The 19,312-nt window shown below is 62.6% G+C and carries 21 protein-coding genes; 15 read left to right on the top strand and 6 right to left on the bottom strand.

The genetic code is table 11. The features are described from left to right. Window positions 1-3 precede the first annotated feature (3 nt). Both J2Y68_RS17635 and J2Y68_RS17630 read left to right on the top strand, forming a co-directional pair. Window positions 4-663 (top strand): Poxvirus protein I5, encoded by a 660-nt coding sequence (locus J2Y68_RS17635; protein ID WP_309995378.1) that lies wholly within the window; start codon window positions 4-6, stop codon window positions 661-663. A gap of 17 nt (window positions 664-680) precedes the next feature. Then, a complete protein-coding gene (locus J2Y68_RS17630) occupies window positions 681-1,964 on the top strand; it encodes an MFS transporter (protein ID WP_309995247.1) in 1,284 nt (427 codons plus the stop codon). 62 nt (window positions 1,965-2,026) lie between these two features. Here J2Y68_RS17630 and J2Y68_RS17625 read toward each other — a convergent pair whose 3' ends face one another. After that, window positions 2,027-4,117, bottom strand: coding sequence for a DUF6807 family protein (locus tag J2Y68_RS17625; RefSeq protein ID WP_309995245.1), 2,091 nt, complete (start codon window positions 4,115-4,117; stop codon window positions 2,027-2,029). Between the two features lie 340 nt (window positions 4,118-4,457). Here J2Y68_RS17625 and J2Y68_RS17620 point away from each other — a divergent pair, with 340 nt between their 5' ends. The 11 genes from J2Y68_RS17620 to J2Y68_RS17570 all read left to right on the top strand — a co-directional run bounded on the left by J2Y68_RS17620 (window position 4,458) and on the right by J2Y68_RS17570 (window position 13,162). Next, complete coding sequence (locus J2Y68_RS17620) at window positions 4,458-5,150, top strand: YesL family protein (RefSeq protein ID WP_309995243.1); 693 nt, start codon at window positions 4,458-4,460, stop codon at window positions 5,148-5,150. Then, window positions 5,143-5,379, top strand: a complete 237-nt coding sequence (locus J2Y68_RS17615) for a hypothetical protein (RefSeq protein WP_309995241.1) — start codon at window positions 5,143-5,145, stop codon at window positions 5,377-5,379. Before J2Y68_RS17620 ends, J2Y68_RS17615 begins: the two co-directional genes overlap by 8 nt. Then, on the top strand, window positions 5,376-6,905 hold the full coding sequence (locus J2Y68_RS17610; protein ID WP_309995239.1) for an extracellular solute-binding protein: 1,530 nt from the start codon (window positions 5,376-5,378) through the stop codon (window positions 6,903-6,905). The genes J2Y68_RS17615 and J2Y68_RS17610 overlap by 4 nt, the downstream gene beginning before the upstream one ends. Beyond that, a complete protein-coding gene (locus tag J2Y68_RS17605) occupies window positions 6,884-7,876 on the top strand; it encodes an ABC transporter permease (RefSeq protein ID WP_309995238.1) in 993 nt (330 codons plus the stop codon). The genes J2Y68_RS17610 and J2Y68_RS17605 overlap by 22 nt, the downstream gene beginning before the upstream one ends. Beyond that, window positions 7,877-8,749 (top strand): carbohydrate ABC transporter permease, encoded by an 873-nt coding sequence (locus J2Y68_RS17600; RefSeq protein ID WP_309995236.1) that lies wholly within the window; start codon window positions 7,877-7,879, stop codon window positions 8,747-8,749. A gap of 25 nt (window positions 8,750-8,774) precedes the next feature. Further along, window positions 8,775-9,440, top strand: coding sequence for a rhamnogalacturonan acetylesterase (locus J2Y68_RS17595; RefSeq protein ID WP_309995234.1), 666 nt, complete (start codon window positions 8,775-8,777; stop codon window positions 9,438-9,440). After that, complete coding sequence (locus J2Y68_RS17590) at window positions 9,437-10,129, top strand: DUF1961 family protein (protein ID WP_309995232.1); 693 nt, start codon at window positions 9,437-9,439, stop codon at window positions 10,127-10,129. Before J2Y68_RS17595 ends, J2Y68_RS17590 begins: the two co-directional genes overlap by 4 nt. A 52-nt stretch (window positions 10,130-10,181) precedes the next feature. After that, the gene (locus tag J2Y68_RS17585; protein WP_309995231.1) at window positions 10,182-11,189 is read left to right on the top strand and encodes an acetylxylan esterase; all 1,008 of its coding nucleotides are present in this window, start codon (window positions 10,182-10,184) and stop codon (window positions 11,187-11,189) included. 219 nt (window positions 11,190-11,408) lie between these two features. Beyond that, a complete protein-coding gene (locus tag J2Y68_RS17580; protein WP_309995229.1) occupies window positions 11,409-12,548 on the top strand; it encodes a 3-deoxy-7-phosphoheptulonate synthase in 1,140 nt (379 codons plus the stop codon). Window positions 12,549-12,687: 139 nt separating this feature from the next. After that, on the top strand, window positions 12,688-12,900 hold the full coding sequence (locus J2Y68_RS17575) for a helix-turn-helix domain-containing protein (protein ID WP_211713427.1): 213 nt from the start codon (window positions 12,688-12,690) through the stop codon (window positions 12,898-12,900). 163 nt (window positions 12,901-13,063) lie between these two features. Further along, entirely contained in the window at window positions 13,064-13,162 is a 99-nt protein-coding gene (locus tag J2Y68_RS17570; protein WP_003792170.1) for a 30S ribosomal protein bS22, read from the top strand. A gap of 201 nt (window positions 13,163-13,363) precedes the next feature. Here J2Y68_RS17570 and J2Y68_RS17565 read toward each other — a convergent pair whose 3' ends face one another. Further along, entirely contained in the window at window positions 13,364-14,329 is a 966-nt protein-coding gene (locus J2Y68_RS17565; RefSeq protein ID WP_309995227.1) for a DUF559 domain-containing protein, read from the bottom strand. A gap of 147 nt (window positions 14,330-14,476) precedes the next feature. Then, complete coding sequence (locus tag J2Y68_RS17560) at window positions 14,477-15,295, bottom strand: HAD family hydrolase (protein ID WP_309995225.1); 819 nt, start codon at window positions 15,293-15,295, stop codon at window positions 14,477-14,479. Window positions 15,296-15,531: 236 nt separating this feature from the next. Here J2Y68_RS17560 and J2Y68_RS17555 point away from each other — a divergent pair, with 236 nt between their 5' ends. Continuing rightward, window positions 15,532-15,786 carry a glutaredoxin family protein gene (locus tag J2Y68_RS17555; protein WP_309995224.1) on the top strand — a complete coding sequence of 85 codons (255 nt, stop codon included), beginning with the start codon at window positions 15,532-15,534 and terminating at the stop codon, window positions 15,784-15,786. Between the two features lie 76 nt (window positions 15,787-15,862). Further along, window positions 15,863-16,570: a redox-sensing transcriptional repressor Rex gene (locus tag J2Y68_RS17550; protein WP_235517356.1), complete on the top strand. Its 708-nt coding sequence runs from the start codon at window positions 15,863-15,865 to the stop codon at window positions 16,568-16,570. 52 nt (window positions 16,571-16,622) lie between these two features. Here J2Y68_RS17550 and J2Y68_RS17545 read toward each other — a convergent pair whose 3' ends face one another. The 3 genes from J2Y68_RS17545 to J2Y68_RS17535 all read right to left on the bottom strand — a co-directional run bounded on the left by J2Y68_RS17545 (window position 16,623) and on the right by J2Y68_RS17535 (window position 19,165). Further along, window positions 16,623-17,396: a hypothetical protein gene (locus J2Y68_RS17545; protein ID WP_309995221.1), complete on the bottom strand. Its 774-nt coding sequence runs from the start codon at window positions 17,394-17,396 to the stop codon at window positions 16,623-16,625. 253 nt (window positions 17,397-17,649) lie between these two features. After that, window positions 17,650-18,363 (bottom strand): hypothetical protein, encoded by a 714-nt coding sequence (locus tag J2Y68_RS17540; protein ID WP_309995219.1) that lies wholly within the window; start codon window positions 18,361-18,363, stop codon window positions 17,650-17,652. Between the two features lie 250 nt (window positions 18,364-18,613). Further along, window positions 18,614-19,165 carry a YceI family protein gene (locus J2Y68_RS17535; RefSeq protein WP_211713485.1) on the bottom strand — a complete coding sequence of 184 codons (552 nt, stop codon included), beginning with the start codon at window positions 19,163-19,165 and terminating at the stop codon, window positions 18,614-18,616. Window positions 19,166-19,312 lie beyond the last annotated feature (147 nt).

The raw sequence follows: 19,312 nt of genomic DNA, 5'->3' as shown, positions 1-19,312 counted from the left end.
ACCATCCACACCAGAGGCAAGTCGTCGGGGACGTCCGGCATCCCGGTCAACCGTTTTGCGTTGTTCTCCGAAACCATCCTGGCCGGAGTCATCGTGCTCCTCCTGTCGGTTCCCTTGGTGACGGCGCCGGCTGCATACGCGGCCGGCGTCGCGCACCTGGAAAGGCACCTCAGCGGCAGGGATGATTCCTTGCGAAGCCTTTGGGGAAACTTCCGCCGGGCGCTTCCCGGCAGTTGGAAGCTGGGAATCACGACGGCGGTAGCCGCCGTCGTGATTGTCCTGAACCTGTTGCTCGCACTGGTGGGGCAACTGCCGGGGCGGGCTGTGATCCTGCCCGCCACAGTCATTCTGGCGGCTGGCGGTGCGGTGCTCCTGCTCCGCATCACGGCCAATTGGAGTGGCCAGGTGGCATGGAACGGGGATGAGTACCAAGTGCCCACAGACGTTCCGGGCTCCCAGCGCTGGGCGGCGGCCTATGCCAGTGCGAAGAGCGATTCCCTGCGTGACTGGAGTGGCTCGCTGCTGCTTCTCGCCGCCGTGTTCATGGCAGTTGTCTTCGTCTGGATGCTGCAGGCGTTGTTCGTGATCGTGCCCGGAACCCTGGTGCTCGCGGCGGCCGCCATCAAGATCCGTTCCCACCGAAACTCCAGACCAACCCGCTGAATCGAGCAGACCTCCCCGTGTCGCCGCGCCCGTTCCCACCGCGCCCCCAATCCACCAAGCCCTTAACCAGGCGTGCCCGATCCACAGAGTCCTGGCACTACCCGCTGCGGCACCACAACTACCGGATCTTCGTCGTCCTCTCCCTGGTTGGCAGCGGTGGTGTATGGATGCAACGGCTCGCGCAGGACTGGTTGGTCCTCCAGCTGACCGGCAGCCCGGCTGCGGTTGGCCTGGCCGTTGCACTTCAGTTCCTTCCCATGCTGGTGGTGGGCCCCGTCAGTGGTGTGCTGGTGGACCTTTTCCCCAAACGTCGCATCCTGCTGGCATGCCAGTCGGTCGCCGTGGTGCTTGCCGCAGGCCTTGCCGCGTGGAATGCGATGGGCGGCACCGACGTGTGGGTGGTCTACGCTTCGTGCATTGCCTTGGGGATAACCAGTGCCATTGACGGGCCGGCCAGGCAGGTGTTCGTCAATGAAGTGGTAGGCGACGCCGGCCTTCCTGCGGCCATCGGACTGAACAGTGCGATTGGGCAACTGGGCGCCATGGCAGGTCCTGCACTTGCCGGTGTGGTGATTGCCCATACGGGCCCGGCAGCGGCCTTCGCTGCCAACGCAGGCCTTGGCGTGGCGGTCCTGGTGATGATCGCATCCATCCGTCCGGGGGAGCTCCACCACTCGCCGGAACCGCCCGGCCCCGGGGCAGGTCGCGGCCAGGTCCTGGCTGGGTTCCGGTTCGTCCGTGCCCGTCCATCCCTTCTTCTAACCATGCTCCTGGCCGGTTTGCTGGGTGCCTTCGGCATGAACGGGCCCGTTGTCCTGGCAGCCTTCGCTGACAGGGTGTGGCACAGCGGCCCGGCCGGTTTCGGCCTCTTCAACACCGTCAGCGCGCTCGGAGCTTTGGCTGGCGCCTTGGTCGCTACCCGGATCAAACGGTTCGGACGCAAGGGAATCGTGGCCAGCGCCGGGCTCTTTGGCCTGACCCAGCTCCTGGCCGCGTTAATGCCGACGCAGGAGTGGTTCGTGGTGATGCTCATTGTGGTGGGCTTCATGACCCTGGTATTCCTCACCAGCGCTGCGACTGCCGTCCAACTCGAAGCCGGCGCGAATGTCCGCGGACGTGTCCTGGCGCTCTATTTCCCCCTCCTCCTGGGCGGACACGCCTTGGGTGGGTTGTTGGCGGGGTGGCTGACCGAGGATTTCGGTGTGCGGACGGGGCTGGTCATCACCGGGGCGCTGGGCATGGTGTCGGCGGCCGTGATCGGTTTTCTGCTGTGGCGCTGTTCCCGTCGAGGTGGCAATTGATGACAGTTCCACGGAAGCGGACTGTTCCTAGCTGCCATCTCGCGGCGACGTGATGCGTGTAGTCAGCGGCTGGCTACCAGCTCGTCAATCTCGTCCACATCCAGGGAACCATCACTGATCCAGACCGTGTTGGTGCGTGCCAGCGAAGTGCCCCGGGCCAACTCCACCGCACTGTCCCAAGCCAAGGCCGAGCCCACTGCCGGGTAGCCGCTGCACCGCACGAACCACGGATCGGGGGACTCCATAGGCGCGCCGAACACCAAGGTGGCGGGACCGCCGTCGAACTCTCCCGACCAAGCCAGCCACGGCGAAACGGAACCGTGCACAGCCGGCTCTCCGTCGGCTGTGGAGGAGAAGACGCGCGGCGAAGAGTTGACAGGCAGCCGCCAAAAGAAGCCACCGTAGCCGCTTCCGGCCGCACCATGCGAACCCGGGCTCCCAAGCGTGACATCGACGACGGCGGTGAGCTGGGTCTGGATGTCCAGCCGCCACGTGCTGTAGCTGATGAGGCTGCGAGTGAAGGTGCGACGCTCTTCCAGGAGCAGGCTGCCGTCGGCCCCGAACCACTCAAGGTCCAGTGCTGCGTGGCGACCTCCGCGGGTTACGCCTGCGATGTCCACCCGGCCGTGATCGTTCAGGTCAACGTACTTTCCAGCAGTCCTGCGGTAGCTGCGACCGCCCCAGAAGTTGCTTCCGTTGACATCCTGCAGCGCGAACCCGGCGCCGAGATGCCAGGCATGGTCCGAGGCCAGGTGGTCCGTCACCACAATTCCGGCTTGCGTAGACACCGGGTGCAGGTAAGGACGGGGAGAGAGATCCCCCTCGAGGCCACTTCCGCTGCGCAGGACGGTAGCCGGCGTGGCTGGCTCGGCGGCGGGGGAAGTGAACAGGGCCTCGGCGCCCGATGTGACGGGCCGCGCCCAGGGGAGCCCCAGTTCGGCGAAGGTGGCATGCGCGCGGGTGGCGCGTTCCAGGATGTCCTCGATACGGGGGATCACGGCGTGGGCTTGATCGCCCGTTCCCACCCAGATCACGCTTTCCGTGGGGATGAGGGCCGGTGCATCGGCCGTGCGAATGGCTTCCAGGACACGCATGAACGCGCCGCTGTGATCGAGCGGGCTGAGCAGCGGCGTGCCATCAGAGAGGTGCTGCAGGAGGTTCGCGGTGAGGTCTTCGCGACCGAAGGTGTGCGATGTTTCCCCACTTTCGGTGCGAACGGTGACGCGGTCCTCCGTGTAATGGAACACCGCCGTTCCTTCCGTCCCATGCAGCGTGACGTACGGTTCCACCGACTCCGCGGCGCAAAGCGTGAGGGCGCACGTGATGGGCAAACCAGCGGTGGTACGCATTCGGATCACTGAGGTGTCGTCCGCCTCAATATCGTTGGCGCGGTAAAGGTCCGTCTCCACGGAGGCCAGGTCTTCTGCTTGCCGGGCTCCGGCAATCCGAAGTGCAGTAGCGATCGCGTGGGCAAGGGGATTGGTCGCCACGCCATCCACCACGTCCACGCCGTCGAGGTTGCGTTTGCCAGCCCAGCGGGAGCGCTTGTAGTAGGCGCGGTCGCGGACCCAGCGGCCCGTGGCAGAGATGCCTTTGAGGGTGCCGATGAAAGGAAGACCTTCTGCGGCTTCGCCGTTGGCGAGCTTTTCCAACGCGGCGAGGGCGTGGGAACCGAGGCTTTGGAAGCCGATCTGGACGCTGCGTCCGGCTGCGCTCGCGGCTTCCTGGAGGCGGAGGAAGTCAGCCATGGAGGCCACGGGCGGTTTTTCCAGATAGAGATCGGCCTCGGAAGCGAGCACTGACAGAGCCAATGGGGCGTGCGTCTGGATGGGGGTGGCCACGATGATGACATCCGGGTGGTGGTTGCCGGCCAATAGTTCATCGAGGTTGGCGTGCACAGCTGTGGTGTCCGGCAGGGCGCCGGCGGCCGGGGGATTGGGATCGGCGACGGCGACGAGTTCCACCATGCCCTGTGCACTGAGTGTTTCGAGGTTGCGGAGATGGTGGGCTCCGAATCCGTGGACTCCCACCAGGGCAATCCTGGCGTGTGTACTCGCGGTTGCCGCCTCCTTGATTGCCGCCGCGTCACTCTGCGCAGGGGTGGTGTCGAGCGGTGTTGGACTGATGATGGACTGTGTGGAGCGGGTGTCCATGGGCTCTCCTCTGCTGGCGCTGCAACGAGGGCGGTGTGACGCCGTCGTCAGGGTGTTCACTCGTTTGTTCCGGCGGGTTCAGGCTATACCCAGCAAGCGCTTTCCCATTTCCGGCTTTGCCCAGTGTAGCGCGGGCAAAGAGCAAATGTAACGATTCAAGACCAGCCTTGACTCGACCCGCGTTCAGCGTCTAAATTTTCGGGAAAGCGTTTACTTTGTGACATGGCCCACCTGGGCTGCACCCAAACTGCCTGGCGCGGTGATAGTTCCGACCACTTAAGAAATCACTCCCGCCAATTAATTTGGGCCTGTTCTGCAACGATGGAGAAAGGGGATTGCCATGGCGTCTGGTGGATTCGGCTTTCGGGCCTACACGCTCTTTGACACTCTTGTGTGGATTGCCTGCCTGAATGTGCTGTGGGTTGCTTTCACGATCCTTGGCGGTGTTGTCCTTGGTGTTGGACCCAGTACAGCCGCGGCCCATGTCCTGGTCCGCGACAAGGTGCGGGGAAATGCCACGCCCTTGATGCGTCGCTTTGCCAGGGAGTTTTTCAAGAACTTCGGCAGGGGCAACGCCCTGGGATTGCCCTTGCAGGCAGTGGGAGTGGCGCTGACGCTTAACTGGGGCTACTTCTCTGCCGGTTGGGACTTTGGCTCGCAGATAGCTTCCGCGGGAATCCTCCTGGCTGCCCTTTTTGCCGCCGGTACGGTCTGTTACCTGTTCCCGATGTTCGCCCGCTATGAGCTGACCGTTCCCCAGTACTTCCTGATGTCCTCGCGTTTTGCCATGCGACACCTGGCGGGCTCAGCGATTCTCCTGTTCGTGACAGCGGCCGCCCTGTTCGTGTGCCGCTCGGTTCCGGGGCTTATCCCCTTCTTCGGTGTGGGCGCCTGGCTCTACGTCACGGGGTGGCTCTGTGATCGCTTCTTCACTGCGAATGACGAAGCCATGGCCGGCACGGAAGCCGTCGCCACTACGACTGCAGCCAGTGTGCCCGCCGCCGCGACAACCAAGGAGGCCAGTCTTGTCTGAGTTCAACCGCGCCCGCCCGGCCTTGAGTGGGCCGCCCGTCCTTCACCGCTCCCTTGACGTTCAAGGGCACGCCGAACTTGCCCCCAACGCCTCTGGCGTGAGCACTAATGAAACGTATCAAGATGCAAGTGGCCAGCATCTCTGGAGCCTCAAAAGGTTTCCCGGGGTGCCGTCCACCGACGAGTCGACCGACAACAACCCCGAAGAAGTGGAGCAGGTAAGAAAATGATCCGTAGAAAACAAACGTTGGCCGCCGCCGTCGTAGTTTCCGCTGCCCTGGCCCTGACCGCCTGTGGCGGCGAAGCGCCGACGTCGGACCTTTCATCCGTCAAGATCATGGCGCCGTTCCTGGAGGCGCAACCGCCTACAGCCGATGGCGCCGTTCAGAAAAAGCTCGAGGAGCTGACGGGCAAGGACGTCAACATCACGTGGACGCCCAACGCATCCTATGAAGACAAGATGAACATCACCCTGGCTTCCTCCGACATTCCCCACGTGCTGGTGGTCCAAGGCAAAACGCCCGGCTTCGTCAAGAATGCCGAAGCCGGAGCGTTCTGGGACCTGACAGACAAACTCAAGGACTACCCGAACCTCAACACCACCTTTCCGGAAGTCCAGCAGAACGCCAGCGTCAACGGCAAGGTCTACGGCGTCTACCGCGGCCGTAACCCGATCCGCGCCGCGGTGATGTTCCGCCAGGACTGGCTGGACAAGCTCGGACTCAAAGCACCGGAAACCACGGAAGACCTTTACAAGGTAGCCAAGGCGTTCACCGAACAGGATCCGGACGGCAACGGCCAGAACGACACCTACGGAATCACCATCCCCAAGTGGGGTGGGCTGGGCACCAACAGCCCCTATGACCTCATCGAAACCTGGTACGGCGCCGGGAACCGTTGGGCTGAGCGCGACGGAAAGCTCGTACCAAGCTTCGAGACCGACGAGTTTCTCGAGGCCAACCGCTTCATCAAGAAGATGGTGGATGAGAAGCTCATCAACCCCGATTTTGCTACCTTCGACAGCACCAAGTGGAACGAGCCGTTCTTCAACGGCAAGGGTGGAATCATCATCGACGTCGACTCCCGGGCGAGCGTACTGATCAACCTGTTCAAGCAGGCCAACCCCAATGACTTCCAGAACAAGGTGGGTTTCGTGGGCAGCCTCAAGGGCCCCGACGGCGAACTGCACGCCCACCCCACCGATGGCTACTCCGGCTTCCTGGCCATCCCCAAGTCCAGCGTCAAAACCGAGGCCGACCTGAAGAACGTCCTGACCTTCCTGGACAAGCTGAACAGCAAGGAAGTAGCCATCCTGATGAACAACGGGATTGAGGGCGTGAACTTCAACGTAGAGGGTGGCCTGGCCGCCACCATCAAGCCTGAAACTCCTGAGGGCAAGGCCGTCAATACCGACATCAAGAGCTTCGCGCAGCTCGGAACAAACGTCACCGGCAATAACTTCTACCCCGTCAAGCAGGCCTCCGAGTACGAGCAGAAGGTCTTCGATGACCGCGTAGCCGTCATGGCCGAGGACCTCAAGAGCGCCGTTTACAACCCGGCAGCCGCCTTCGTCTCGCCCACCTATGTTGCCAAGGGTGCCCAGTTGGACAACATCGTGGCCGATGCACGCATCAAGTACCTGGCCGGCCAGAGCGACGAGCAGGGCCTGAAGGACGCCATCAAGCTGTGGAACACCAGCGGCGGTGACAAGGTCAAGGAAGAAATCAACAAGCTTTGGCAGGACAACAAGAAGTGACAGCGCCGGTGATTGAAGCCAAGGCCTCGGAAGGGGTGGCCGCCAAGCCACCCGCCCCGAGGCGGCGGCGCAGTTTCGCAGTCCACTTCGCGCACTACAAGTGGCTCTATCTGCTCCTTTTGCCCGGAGTCCTGTACTTTGCGGTCTTCCGGTACGGGCCCATGTACGGCGTGTCCATTGCGTTCAAGGACTACGTTCCCTTCCTGGGCGTCAACGGCAGCCCGTGGGTTGGTGTCACTAACTTCACGGATTTCTTCGCGAACCCCGATTTCCCGCGGCTGCTCGGAAACACCCTGATCCTTGCGTTCCTGAACCTGGGGATCGCGTTTCCCCTAACCATCATCCTGGCCCTGCTGCTGAACGAGGTCCGTCTGTCGGTGCTCAAGCGCACGGTCCAGACCCTCGTGTACATTCCGCACTTCCTGTCCTGGACCATCGTGGCCTCGCTGAGCTTCCTGCTCTTTGCCTTGGACATCGGGCCGCTGTTCCAGTTCGTCAACGGGCTGTTCGGTACCAACGTGGACATCCTTTCCGACCCCAACTGGTTCCGGCCCTTGATCGTGCTTCAGGAGATCTGGAAGAACACCGGCTGGGGAACCATCATCTTCCTCGCCGCGCTGGCCACCGTGGACCAGGACCAGTACGAGGCGGCCATCATCGACGGCGCCGGCAGGTTCCGGCGCGTCTGGCACATCACCTTGCCGGGCATCCGGTCCACCATCATCGTGATGCTCATCCTGGCCATCGGGCAGATGCTCAACACCGGTTTTGAGCAGATCTACCTCATGACCAACGCACTCAACCGCAGCGTGGCCGACGTCTTCGATACCTACGTGTACTTCGTGGGCATCACCCAGGGCGCCTACAGCTACAGCACCGCCGTCGGACTCTTCAAGTCCCTGGTGGGCATCGTGCTGATCTTTGGCACCAACTGGCTGTCCAAGCGGTTCAACCAGAGCGGACTGTTCTAAATGAAGATTCACAACACCCGTGGCGGCCGGGTCTTCGATGCCGCCAACTACATTTTCCTCAGCCTCGTCGGCATCATCACGATGCTGCCGTTCATCTACGTGATAGCAGGCTCGTTCGCCAACGAAGCGGAAATCACCCGGCGGGCGTTCTTCGTTTGGCCCGAGCAGTTCACTCTGGGTGCCTATGAGTACATCTTCTCCACCCCGGCGTTCACCAAGGCTTTGGTCACCACGGTGCTGGTGACCCTGGCGGGTACGTTGATCCAGTTGATCCTGACCGTCACCATGGCCTACCCGTTGGCGAAGAAGAACCTGCGCGGCCGGAAGCTGATCATGTCCCTGGTGGTTTTCGCCATGGTGTTCTCCGGCGGCATGATTCCAACGTTCCTGTTGGTCAAGGACCTGGGCCTGTTGAACACGTACTGGGCCCTGATCCTCCCTGCCGCCATCAACCCGTTCAGCCTGATCATCATCAAGAACTTCTTCCAGGAACTCCCGGACGAGTTGGAAGAGTCGGCAAAGATGGACGGTGCCACCGAAATCGGGATCCTCTGGCGGATACTGTTGCCGCTGTCCAAACCGGTGCTGGCCACGTTCGCGCTCTTCTACGCCGTGGGTATCTGGAACGACTTCATGTCCCCACTGCTCTACCTGAGCGACAACAACATGTGGACCCTGCAGATGTACCTCCGCCAAGTCACCGCTGCCTCGGATTTGCTGGGCACCGGGAACGTGGACCCGTCGTATATTCCGCCCGAGCAAGGCATTAAGTTTGCCGTGATCGTGGTGGCCACCCTGCCCATCCTCATCTTCTACCCCTTCCTGCAGAAACACTTTGCCAAGGGCATGCTGATCGGCTCGGTCAAGGGCTGACCCCGGGGCCAAGCAAAGGACAACAATGAAAATCCTCCTCGCGGGCGACTCAACCGTGGCCGCCTGCCCCAGTTACGAATACCCGATGAGCGGGTGGGGTGCCCACCTCGCTCCAGAAACCTACTGGTGGGGCGCCGTGCACAACTTCGCCAAAGGCGGCGCCACCACGGAGTCGTTCCGCGAGGACGGCCTCTGGTACCAGTTGCTCAACCAGACGGCCCTGGGCGACGTGGTGCTCATCCAGTTCGGGCACAACGACCAGAAGCGTGGACATCTCGCCGCCCCCTCGGGATACGCCGACAACCTTCGCCGCATGGTGGCCGAGGTCCGCTCCAAGGGGGGCGTGCCCATCCTGTGCACCTCGGTGGAGCGCCGGCATTGGATCGACGGAGGCTTGGAGGCCACCTTGGGTGAGTATCCCGCCGTCGTGCGTGAACTCGGCACCGAGCTGGGCCTGGACGTCATCGACCTCACCCAGTGGACCCGCGCACTTTACGAAGGGCTTGGAGAGGAGAAGTCCACGGAGCTTTTCTTCCACGTCGCTCCCGGCGAACACGCGCACTGGGCCGGCGGTCTGGAGGACAACACGCACTTCCACTGGAAGGGGGCCACGTTGATTGCCGGATATGTGGCGGGGCAACTTGAAACCCTCGGCTACGGCCTTGCTGCCACCCTTGGGGCGCGCGCTTGATCTATTCCAACCCGTTGCGGGGTCCCGCGGATGTGGCTGATTGGGTGGCGGAGGGGCCGGTTCAGTCTGGAACGTATAACCCTGGAACAAACGACGACGGCGGGCCAGGCTCGGGCAGCGACGGAGCCACTGCGCTGGTACTTTCGGGCGGTGTAGACGCAGAAGTCCACGGCGACCACGCGCACTGGACCCTCTGGTGCCCGGAGGAAATCCCCGATGACGTGAGGATCGCCTGGGAGTTCCTGCCCTTGGAAGAGCCGGGGCTGGCCATGGTGTTCTTCTCCGCCCGGGGGCACGGAGGCGAGGACCTGTTCTCACCTTCCCTGGCACCGCGCACCGGCTTCTACCCGCAATACCACTCGGGAGATATCGATGCCCTCCACATCTCCTACTTCCGGCACAAGTACGCGTCGGAACGTGCTTTCCGTACCTGCAATCTCCGCAAGAGCGCCGGCTTCGAACTCGTGGCGCAGGGAGCTGACCCGCTGCCTTCCCCTGAGGACGCCGAGGGCTTCTATCGGATGGAGGTGGTCAAGGATGGGCCTCGTGTGGCCTTTTCCATCAACGAACTGCTGTTGTTCCAATGGGTGGACCCCAGACCTGGGCCACTGGGCGGCGGCTACTTCGGAATCCGCCAAATGGCACCGTTGCGGGCCGCCTACCGCAACCTTTCCATCCACCCCCTTTGACCACGTGAAGCCCTGTGACGGGGCACACGAAACTATGACGTAGGATGTCCTCATGCCCCTCTTTGACCTCCCCCTTGAGCAGCTTCGCGACTACACCTCAAGCGCAGTTCCACCGGCTGACCTCGACGCCTTCTGGGACCGCACCATCAACGAGGCGAGAGCCTTGCCACTGGACGCAGTCTTCGAACCGGTGGATAACTACCTGAGCGTGATCGACACCTTCGACGTCACGTTCTCCGGCTTCGGGGGAGACCGCATCAAGGGCTGGCTGCACGTGCCTTCGCATCTCGAAGCCGGCCAGCGGCTTCCCGTGGTGGTGGAGTACATCGGCTACTCCGGAGGTCGCGGCCTGGTCAACCAGAACACCCGCTGGGCGCAGGCGGGCTACGCGCACTTCATCATGGACACCCGCGGGCAGGGCTACGGTGGCGTCTCCGGCGATACCCCGGATCCGCACCCCTCAGCGGGCGGCGTCAACTTTGCCGGCCTTATGACGCGCGGCGCCGACCACCAGGACAACTACTATTTCCGACGGGTCTACGTGGACGCCTTCCGTGCGGTAGAAGCGGCGCAGAGCCATCCCGCCGTCGACCCTTCCCACGTGGTGCTGGCCGGTGTCAGCCAAGGCGGCGGCATCACCGTGGCAACCGCGGGGCTGGTGGCCGGAAGGCTCGACGGTGTCATCGCCGCGCTGCCCGACGTCCCGTTCCTGCAGGACTTCCCACGTGCCATCGACATCACGCCGCGCGGGCCATACCCCGAGATCGCCTCATTCCTGGGCCGGCACCGGGACCGCTACGACTCGATGCTAGCCGTGCTGAACTATTTCGACGGCGTCCACCTTGGCCGCGCGGCCACCGTCCCGGCGCTCTTTTCCGCAGCACAAATGGACGACATCTGCCCGCCCTCCACGGTGTTCGCGAGCTACAACAACTACGGTCTGGATGCTGGGGCGCCTGAGAAGGACATCGAGGTTTACCGCTTCAACAACCACGAGGGTGGCCAGGAACACCACTGGATCAGGCAGCTGCAGTACCTGCGCAAGCTGTTGTCATCATGACGGACACGATTTGCCGCGTGTGAAGAACCGTGGTTATGGTGTGGCTATGACAAACCGTTGGTATGCGTATTTTTCGTTGGCTCTGGAGGGGCCCGCGTCTAACTGACACGCATCCAACTTTCCTTCAGAGCCAACAGGGCAGAGATCATTCTCTGCCCTTCGCCATATCCGGCGGGTTCTGAAAAGGGGCCCGCTCCGCATCCCGGACAGGACCCAGAAATGACCAGCATCGCCGCAGAACCCGCAGAATCGCTTTCAGCCCCCGACGCCGCGCAGCCCTCAACCTCCAACTTGCGGGTAGCCCGCTTCGAGCCGCTGCCGGCTCCCCAGGACCTCATCGCCGAGTTGCCGCTGGACGCCCGCTCAGCAGCCGTCGTCGACCGCGGCCGTGACCAGGTCCGCGCGATCATGGACGGGGTGGACGATCGGCTCCTGGTGATCGTTGGACCCTGCTCCATCCACGACCCCAAGGCCGGTCTTGAATACGCCCGCCGGTTGGTCAGCCAGGCTGAGAAGCACAAGGAAGACCTGCTGATCGTCATGCGGACCTACTTCGAGAAGCCGCGCACCACGGTCGGCTGGAAGGGCCTCATCAACGATCCCCACCTGGACGGCAGCCACGACATCGCTGCAGGACTGCGCGCAGCCCGCGGCTTCCTCAAGCAGGTCACCGCGCTCGGGTTGCCCACGGCTACCGAGTTCCTTGAGCCCATCAGCCCGCAGTACATGGCCGACCTCGTTTCCTGGGGTGCAATCGGTGCGCGCACCACCGAAAGCCAGATCCACCGTCAGCTCGCTTCCGGCCTGTCCATGCCCATCGGATTCAAGAACGGGACCGACGGCGACCTGCAGGTGGCGATCGACGCGTGCGGCGCCTCTGCCGCCGAGCAAGCCTTCCTGGGAATTGACGACGACGGCCGTGCAGCGCTCGTGGCGACGTCCGGCAACCCCGACACCCACGTGATCCTGCGCGGCGGACGCAAGGGTCCCAACTACTCTGCCTCCGACGTTGCTGCAGCTTCGTCCAAGCTTGCAGCCAAGGGCCTGAATCCGCGGCTGATCGTGGACGCTTCGCACGCCAACAGCGGGAAGAGCCACCACCGCCAGGCCGAGGTTGCGCTGGAAATCGGGGCGCAGCTGGAGACCGGTTCCTCTTCTCCTGTTGCCGGTGTGATGCTGGAGAGCTTCCTCGTGGGCGGGGCGCAGAACCTGGACACCGCCAAGCAGTTGGCCGGCGAGCAGGAACTCGTCTACGGCCAGAGTGTCACCGACGCCTGCATGGAGTGGGATGTAACGGCCTCGGTGCTGGAGCAGCTTGCAGCATCGGCCCGGAAGCGTCGCGTGGCGGCGGGGGAGTAGCGTCCCACTTTCCGGAAATGCTTTCACATTGGCCCCATCAGCCTCTAGAGTATCTAGCACATGGTTGTTGGATGGCTCAGCATCGGCACACCGTTCTACTGGGGGTGTCCTACTGTCTGAGAGCAAAGGAATATGGGAAATGTCCGCGGAGACTAACTTCTCGAATGCGCGTTTCATGACGGTGGCTGAAGTAGCCGACGTCTTGCGTGTTTCCAAAATGACCGTGTATCGCCTGGTCCACTCAGGGGAAATGCCCGCGGTCAGGTTCGGCCGTTCCTTCCGGGTTCCGGAAGAAGCCGTATCCCAGTACCTCAAGGGCGCTGTGGTGGACGGGCAATCCGAGACTGCCTAAGGCTGCCGCAGTCCACCTCACGGACCGTGGTCACGGGGTGCCCCTTTGAAGCGGTACTCTGTTAAGGAACGTTTTACGTCAATGTAAGAATCTGTCAGTTGTACTGTCTGCTTCCGCGGATCCGTTCCAACAGACAGGACCTTCTAGTTTGTAAGGAACTTTCGTGGGTTCAGTTATTAAGAAGCGCCGCAAGCGTATGGCCAAGAAGAAGCACCGCAAGCTGCTTCGCAAGACCCGCCACCAGCGCCGCAATAAGAAGTAGAGATACTTCATCAAGCGTGAATGCCCGTTGCCTTTCGAGGTGGCGGGCATTTTTGCATCCCCATGACGCTCTCTCACATCCCAGCCCTTATTTCCCGTCCCTCTCTCACATCCCGCCCGTTTCCGGCCAACGCTCGCTCACATCCCGCCTGTTTCCGGCCGATGTTCGCTCACGTCCCGCCTGTTTCCTGCCGACGCTCGCTCACTCGTGCGGCTGCGCGAAGCCTGCCTGGACCGACGGGTCCACCCAGCCGTTTCTCAAAGCCCTTTTGATCTGACGGGTGGCATTCGCGAAGTTGTCCGCGAGATCCGACTTCCCGAAGATAAGCACCGTCCACCCCGCCGCCTCGAATGCCTTGTCCCTGCGCCGATCGCTGAGGATCTGTTCGGGCCCAAGGTGATGACCGCCGTCGTACTGGATTGCGACCCGACGCTGGCGGTAGCCGAGGTCGGCTGAAGGCGAGAAGGGATCGTTGATGTAGAGCCGTACCTGTAGTTCCGGGTCGGGAAGTCCAGCATCGAGCATAGCCAGACGGAGTGCAGTCTCCGGCGCCGAGTCGGCACCGACCCGCATCAGGTCGAGTGCTTCCCTCGCACGGACAACACCCTGCAAGTTCTTGTGGCGATCCACCATAATGCGAAGTTCGTGGATGGTCGTGAACGGCAGTTCCCTTTGCTCAAACTCCGGCCTGGGGACGCGAATGAGTTCGTCGCCGACGCTGACCAGTTCATTCAGCCGAAGAATCCGGGCCAAGTCCAACCAAGTCCTGGAGCGCGTACTGATCCACATGCCGTGACTGAGCTCTATTTCACCCTCCGAGACCACGACGGTGTGGCCGATAACGCCTTTTCGTCGCACTGCAGGCAGAGTCCGTGGCTTGCTCAGATGCAGCTCATGTGAATCTGATAACCAAGGTGGGAGTGAAAATCCGTGAATCTTGGCGGCAGTGACATGTGAGATCCAAGCGCCAGGGCTCGCCGCCGAGAGCGAGCGAGCAGCCGATTCCAGGTCAAAAGCCCAGTCTTTCGGACGGTAGATGCCCTTGCTTACAGCCTCAATGCTGACGCGCTTCCAAAGCTGAGGACGGGCGAGGCCGGCCGCCTGGGCCTCCGAAAGAGTGAACGGGGCGGACGCCAGCTTGGAGGGTACCGGTATGGGAATCTGCATACCGGCATTCTGACCCAGATACCGATGGGGCTGCAGAAGTTATCCACAGGGATGTAGCCACCTCCCGGGGATGTGAGAGAGGGTTGGCCTGAAGGGGGTGGGATGTGAGAGAGGGTTGGCCTGAAGGGGGTGGGATGTGAGAGAGGGTCAGATTCGGGGGCCGCGGAACCTGGAGAAGCCGCGCCACAAACCATAAATCGCGCCGCCCACCGTAGCTGCCTTGAGCCCGAGTGTTGCGGCTCGACGACCCGACCGGAAGTCGTACACGGGCCAGTTGTTGTCGCGGGCGTGCCGGCGGAGCTTCGCGTCCGGGTTGATGACGACCGGGTGCCCCACCATGGTCAGCAAGGGGATGTCGTTGGCAGAATCGCTATAAGCCCAGCAATGGTCCAGGTCCAACCCCTCGCGGTCGGCGACCAGTTGGACCGCGACTGCCTTGGCGGGTCCGTGCAGAATGTCGCCCACGAGCTTCCCCGTGTACATGCCGTCGTGCACTTCGCCGACAGTCCCCAGCGCGCCGGTCAGGCCCAGGCGGGTGGAGATCACAGTGGCCACCTCGATCGGGGTCGCCGTTACCAGCCACACTCTGCGGCCGACCCTGAGGTGCTGTTCGGCCAGCGCTTTGGTTCCGGGCCAGATCCGCGACTCAATCATCTCGTCGTAGACTTCTTCGCCCAAGGCCTTGATGTCATCGACGGTGATGCCTGCCGCCAGGGTAAGTGCGGAATCCCTTACAGCGTGAACGTCTTCCATGGTCTCGCCGCGCATCACGAATTTGAACTGCTTCCAAGCAAAACCAGCGGCCTGCGGCAAGGTGAAGGCCTTGCGTTCGTACATCTTTCGGGCCACATGGAAGAGGCTGGCACCCTTCATCAACGTGTTGTCGACGTCGAAGAAAGCAGCTTCGCCAGTGTGCTTCTGCGCTTTGGCAGCTGCGGCGACAGCGGCGTTCTTCTCCTCGGGCATGACTTGAGTCTAGTCAATCACTGGTACACCTCGCTGTTGGCGCACTGACACCCGCTCCGGTGGGGGTGGGATGTGAGTGAGGGTTCGTGGGATGGGGGTGGGATGTGAGTGAGGGTTCGTGGGATGGGGGTGGGATGTGAGTGAGGGTTGGTGGGGCGGGGGTGGGATGTGAGTGAGGGTTCGTGGGATGGGGGTGGGATGTGAGTGAGGGTTGGTGGGGCGGTTACCGTTATCCCATGGCTACTCCCGACGTCGTACTCCTCACCAAAGCTGACTGCCACCTCTGCACGGAGGCGCGTGCCGCCGTCGAGCGTGTAACCACAAGCCTGGGCCTGGAGTGGAAAGAGCAAAGTATCGACGGCGATCCGCAGTTGCGGGACCGCTTCGCGGAGGAGATTCCCGTGGTCCTTGTGGACGGTGTGCAGCGGGACTTTTGGAAGATCGACGAGCAGCGGCTGACCCGCACCTTGAAGAAAGCCCTGGAGGGCTGAGGGTGCGGTTACCCGTAAGTAATCGCTTTGGTTGAGCCCGCCCGGGGGTCATAGAGTGGAACAACAAAGCGACGCAATGGAGAATACCGTGACTGCGCTGGAACCGTCCGCGGAAGCAACTTCCGAGGATAACGAACCTGCCGCCAAGCAGATCCCACCCGCGGCTGTGGCCCGGATGACTCTCTATTTGCGTGCGCTCAACTCTTTACTGGCAGAAGGCGTGGAGCGGGTTTCATCCGAAGCTCTCGCCGAGGCCTCCGGCGTGAGTTCATCCACTCTCCGCAAAGACCTTTCCTACGTGGGCTCGTACGGGACCCGCGGCGTGGGCTACGAGGTCCAATACCTTAGCCGTCACATTGCCGCGGCTTTGGGCTTGACCCATGACTGGAAGGTCGCGATTGTTGGTGCCGGTAACCTTGGCAAGGCGCTGGCCCGGTACGGCGGCTTCGAATCCAGGGGTTTCGACGTTGTCGCCATTTTTGATGCTGACCCCATGGTGATCGGCAACGAGGTGGGCTGGCTGCGGGTCAGCGACTCAGCCGAATTGGAGCGGGTGCTGGAGCGTACGCACACGAACATGGTGGTGCTCGCGTTGCCGGCCACCGTGGCGCAGGCAGTCTGCGACCGCGTGATCGCCGCAGGTATCCGAAGCATCCTGAGTTTCGCTCCGGTGCTGCTGCAGGTCCCGCCGCACGTCAATCTCCGCAAGGTGGACATGGCCACGGAGCTACAAATTCTGGCTTACCACGCACAACGGGCGCAGACACCGGGCCAGGCTGTATAGCCTTCGCCGGGTCCACGCCCGCTGGGGTTGCCTTTGAACAGGCCCGCTGGTTTTAGCGGCCGTACGGAGCCTGGTACGGGTTGCCGAACGGCTGGGGCTTCCGGAAGTACGGAGCCGACGCCGGCAGGTACAGCATGACGATTGCTGCAACACCCAGCAGGATCACCACGAGCTGCAGCACACCGTAGGTTGCGCCGAACTGGAAGAGGCTGGTCAGGCCGAGGACGGAGATCGCTGCGAAGACGGTGCCCAGGATCCTTGCCCAGTTCTTGCCCTTGCGGACGTTGAATGCAACCAGGGCGTAAAGGCCCAGAGAGATGACAGCGCCAACGATGGCGCTCACGGAGATGACTCCGCGCATGCCCTCCATGGACCCTGCAGGAAGGTCGGTGCCCTGCTGCGCAGCCTGCTGGTTCATGGCGTTGATGAAGGCGTCAGCACCGGTGGTGGCAAGGAGCAGCGAGCTGATGGCCGAGAGGACGCCGGCGGCGATGATCATCCAGAAGGCGTAGTTGACCATGGGCGGAACCGTGGTGGGGCCAGGCTGCTGGCTGGGCCAGTTGGTGTCCTGGCCGTACTGGGGAGCGGCCGGGGCCTGGCCGTAGGGGGAAGCCTGCTGGCCGTACTGAGGCGCGGACTGCTGGCCGTATTGCGGCGCGGGAGGCGGGGACTGCTGGCCGTACTGCGGTGCGGACGGCTGCTGCCCGTATTGCGGCGCGGAGGGCGGGGACTGCTGCCCGTACTGCGGTGCGGACGGCTGCGAGCCGGTCTGCTCAGGCTGGTTGGCGTCACCCGGGTTCGACGGCGGGTAGGGAGGGTTGCTCATGGCATTCCTTTGCTTGTTCGACTGCTGGTTCGGCCGCCGGGATCAGCAAAATGACCCTGCCCCCAGCGTGGTTCTGGTTCCACCGTACATCCCGGGTCTGACGCTATAGCCAAACACGCGCAGGAATTCCATGGCTAGGGCGAAAATCATCATGTGGGCTTACGCCTTCATGATGAAGGCCGCGGGAATCCGGAGGGGATTTCACCGCGGCCTTCCCGTCGTTTAAGGCTCGACGGCGGCACTTGCGTGAAGGCTAGACCTGGCCCTTGACTGCCTTGAACCAGAGTTGCGAGTTGGGCAGCCACATCAGTACGACGGCGACTGCGCTGACCAGGAATCCGAACCAGTTGCTGCCGAGACCCGTGCTGGATCCGCCGGCGCTTGCGGCGCTGAAAATTGTGAGGAGCAATGAAACCCCGGCCACGATGGTGAGTCCGAGGCGGGCCCACTCTTTGCCTTCCTTCATCTTCATCGCAAGGATCACCTGTGCCGCGGCCACTGCAAGGCTGAGGATCAGGAGAATCAGCAGGATGGCCGCAACTCCGGGGGCAAAAGCGAAAAGGGCGATGATGGCGAAGAACCCGATGAGTCCAAACAGCAGGCCCAGGAGTCCGGAGATCACCCAGATGAAGTACGACACCTTCAATTCCGTGGGCAGGCCCTGGGTCTTGAACATTCCCGAGAAGCCGCCTTGTGGCATGACGTCGTTGAAGTTGCGGGGACCGTCGGTAGGCATTTCGAAGTGGAAGCCGGGCTGGCCGGCGCCGGGCTGGGCCGGTCCGGGCTGGCTTGGTCCAGGTTGGGCCGCTCCTGGCTGGGAGTACTGTCCGGGTTGCGATGGGGGCTGGTAGCCCTGGGGTGGTTGGTATTCCTGCGGAGGCTGGTAACCCGCAGGAGGAACATTGCCGGGCTGCGGAGGCTGTGAGCCGGGCTGCTGAGGCTGTGGTGCTTCGTCTGGGGTACTCATGGCATCACTTTAGACCGGCGGTTGAAGGATGCATAGGAAATTCGGAGCCAACTCGCAGCTAACCAGGGGGTATCTGCCGAATAATTGGCGGGTGATCTCCGAGACAGCGAAACGGCGCCCCCGCAGCGTGATGCCGTGGAGGCGCCGTGCGGGTGGTCCCGCCATGAATCCCGCCCTTGAATGTCACGCCCGGCGTTGTGCCACGGAGATGATGAACAAGGGCGGGATCCGCGCAGGGTCCAGGGTGGACTTACGCGGCAGCCGGTGCGATGAACGCGAGTTCGAGGTTGATGACTACCTTGTCGCTGACCAGGACGCCACCGGCTTCGAGGACTGCGTTCCAGGTGAGGCCGAATTCCTTGCGGCTGATGGTGGTCTCGCCGGAAACGCCGGCGCGGGTGTTGCCGAAGGGATCGACGGCCACGCCGTTGAACTCGGTCTCGATGGAAACTTCCTTGGTCACGCCCTTGATTGTGAGATCTCCCACGAGGTCGAAGCTGTTTCCGTTGGCCTTGACGTGGCGGGAAACGAAGGTGATCTCCGGGAACTTCTCCACATCGAAGAAGTCTTCGCCCTTGACGTGGCCGTCGCGGTTGACGTCGCCGGAGTCGAAGCTGGCGGTCTGGATGGTTGCGGAGACCTTGGAGTCCGTCAGGGTTTCGCCAACTTCCAAGGTGGCCGAGGCGTCCTTGAATTGGCCGCGGACCTTGCTGATGCCTGCGTGGCGGACGGTGAAGCCGATCTCGCTGTGGGAAGCGTCGAGGGTCCAGGTGCCGGTGGTGACGGAAGCGGGAAGGGTCATCATGGTGTTGCTCCTATGGGTAGTGGAAGGTACTGCGTGCTTGCCCGGTCGAATTCATTGCTTGAAGCGTCAACCGAGCTTCGTGTCTAGTATAAACATGCATATGCATCTTTTATTCCAACTCCACGGAACATTTCTGTAAAACTT

The sequence above is a fragment of the Paenarthrobacter nitroguajacolicus genome, from assembly GCF_031455195.1.
GTDB lineage: Bacteria > Actinomycetota > Actinomycetes > Actinomycetales > Micrococcaceae > Arthrobacter > Arthrobacter nitroguajacolicus_D.
Note: the sequence above shows the minus strand (reverse complement) of the source record. Positions and strands in the feature narration are given on the sequence as shown.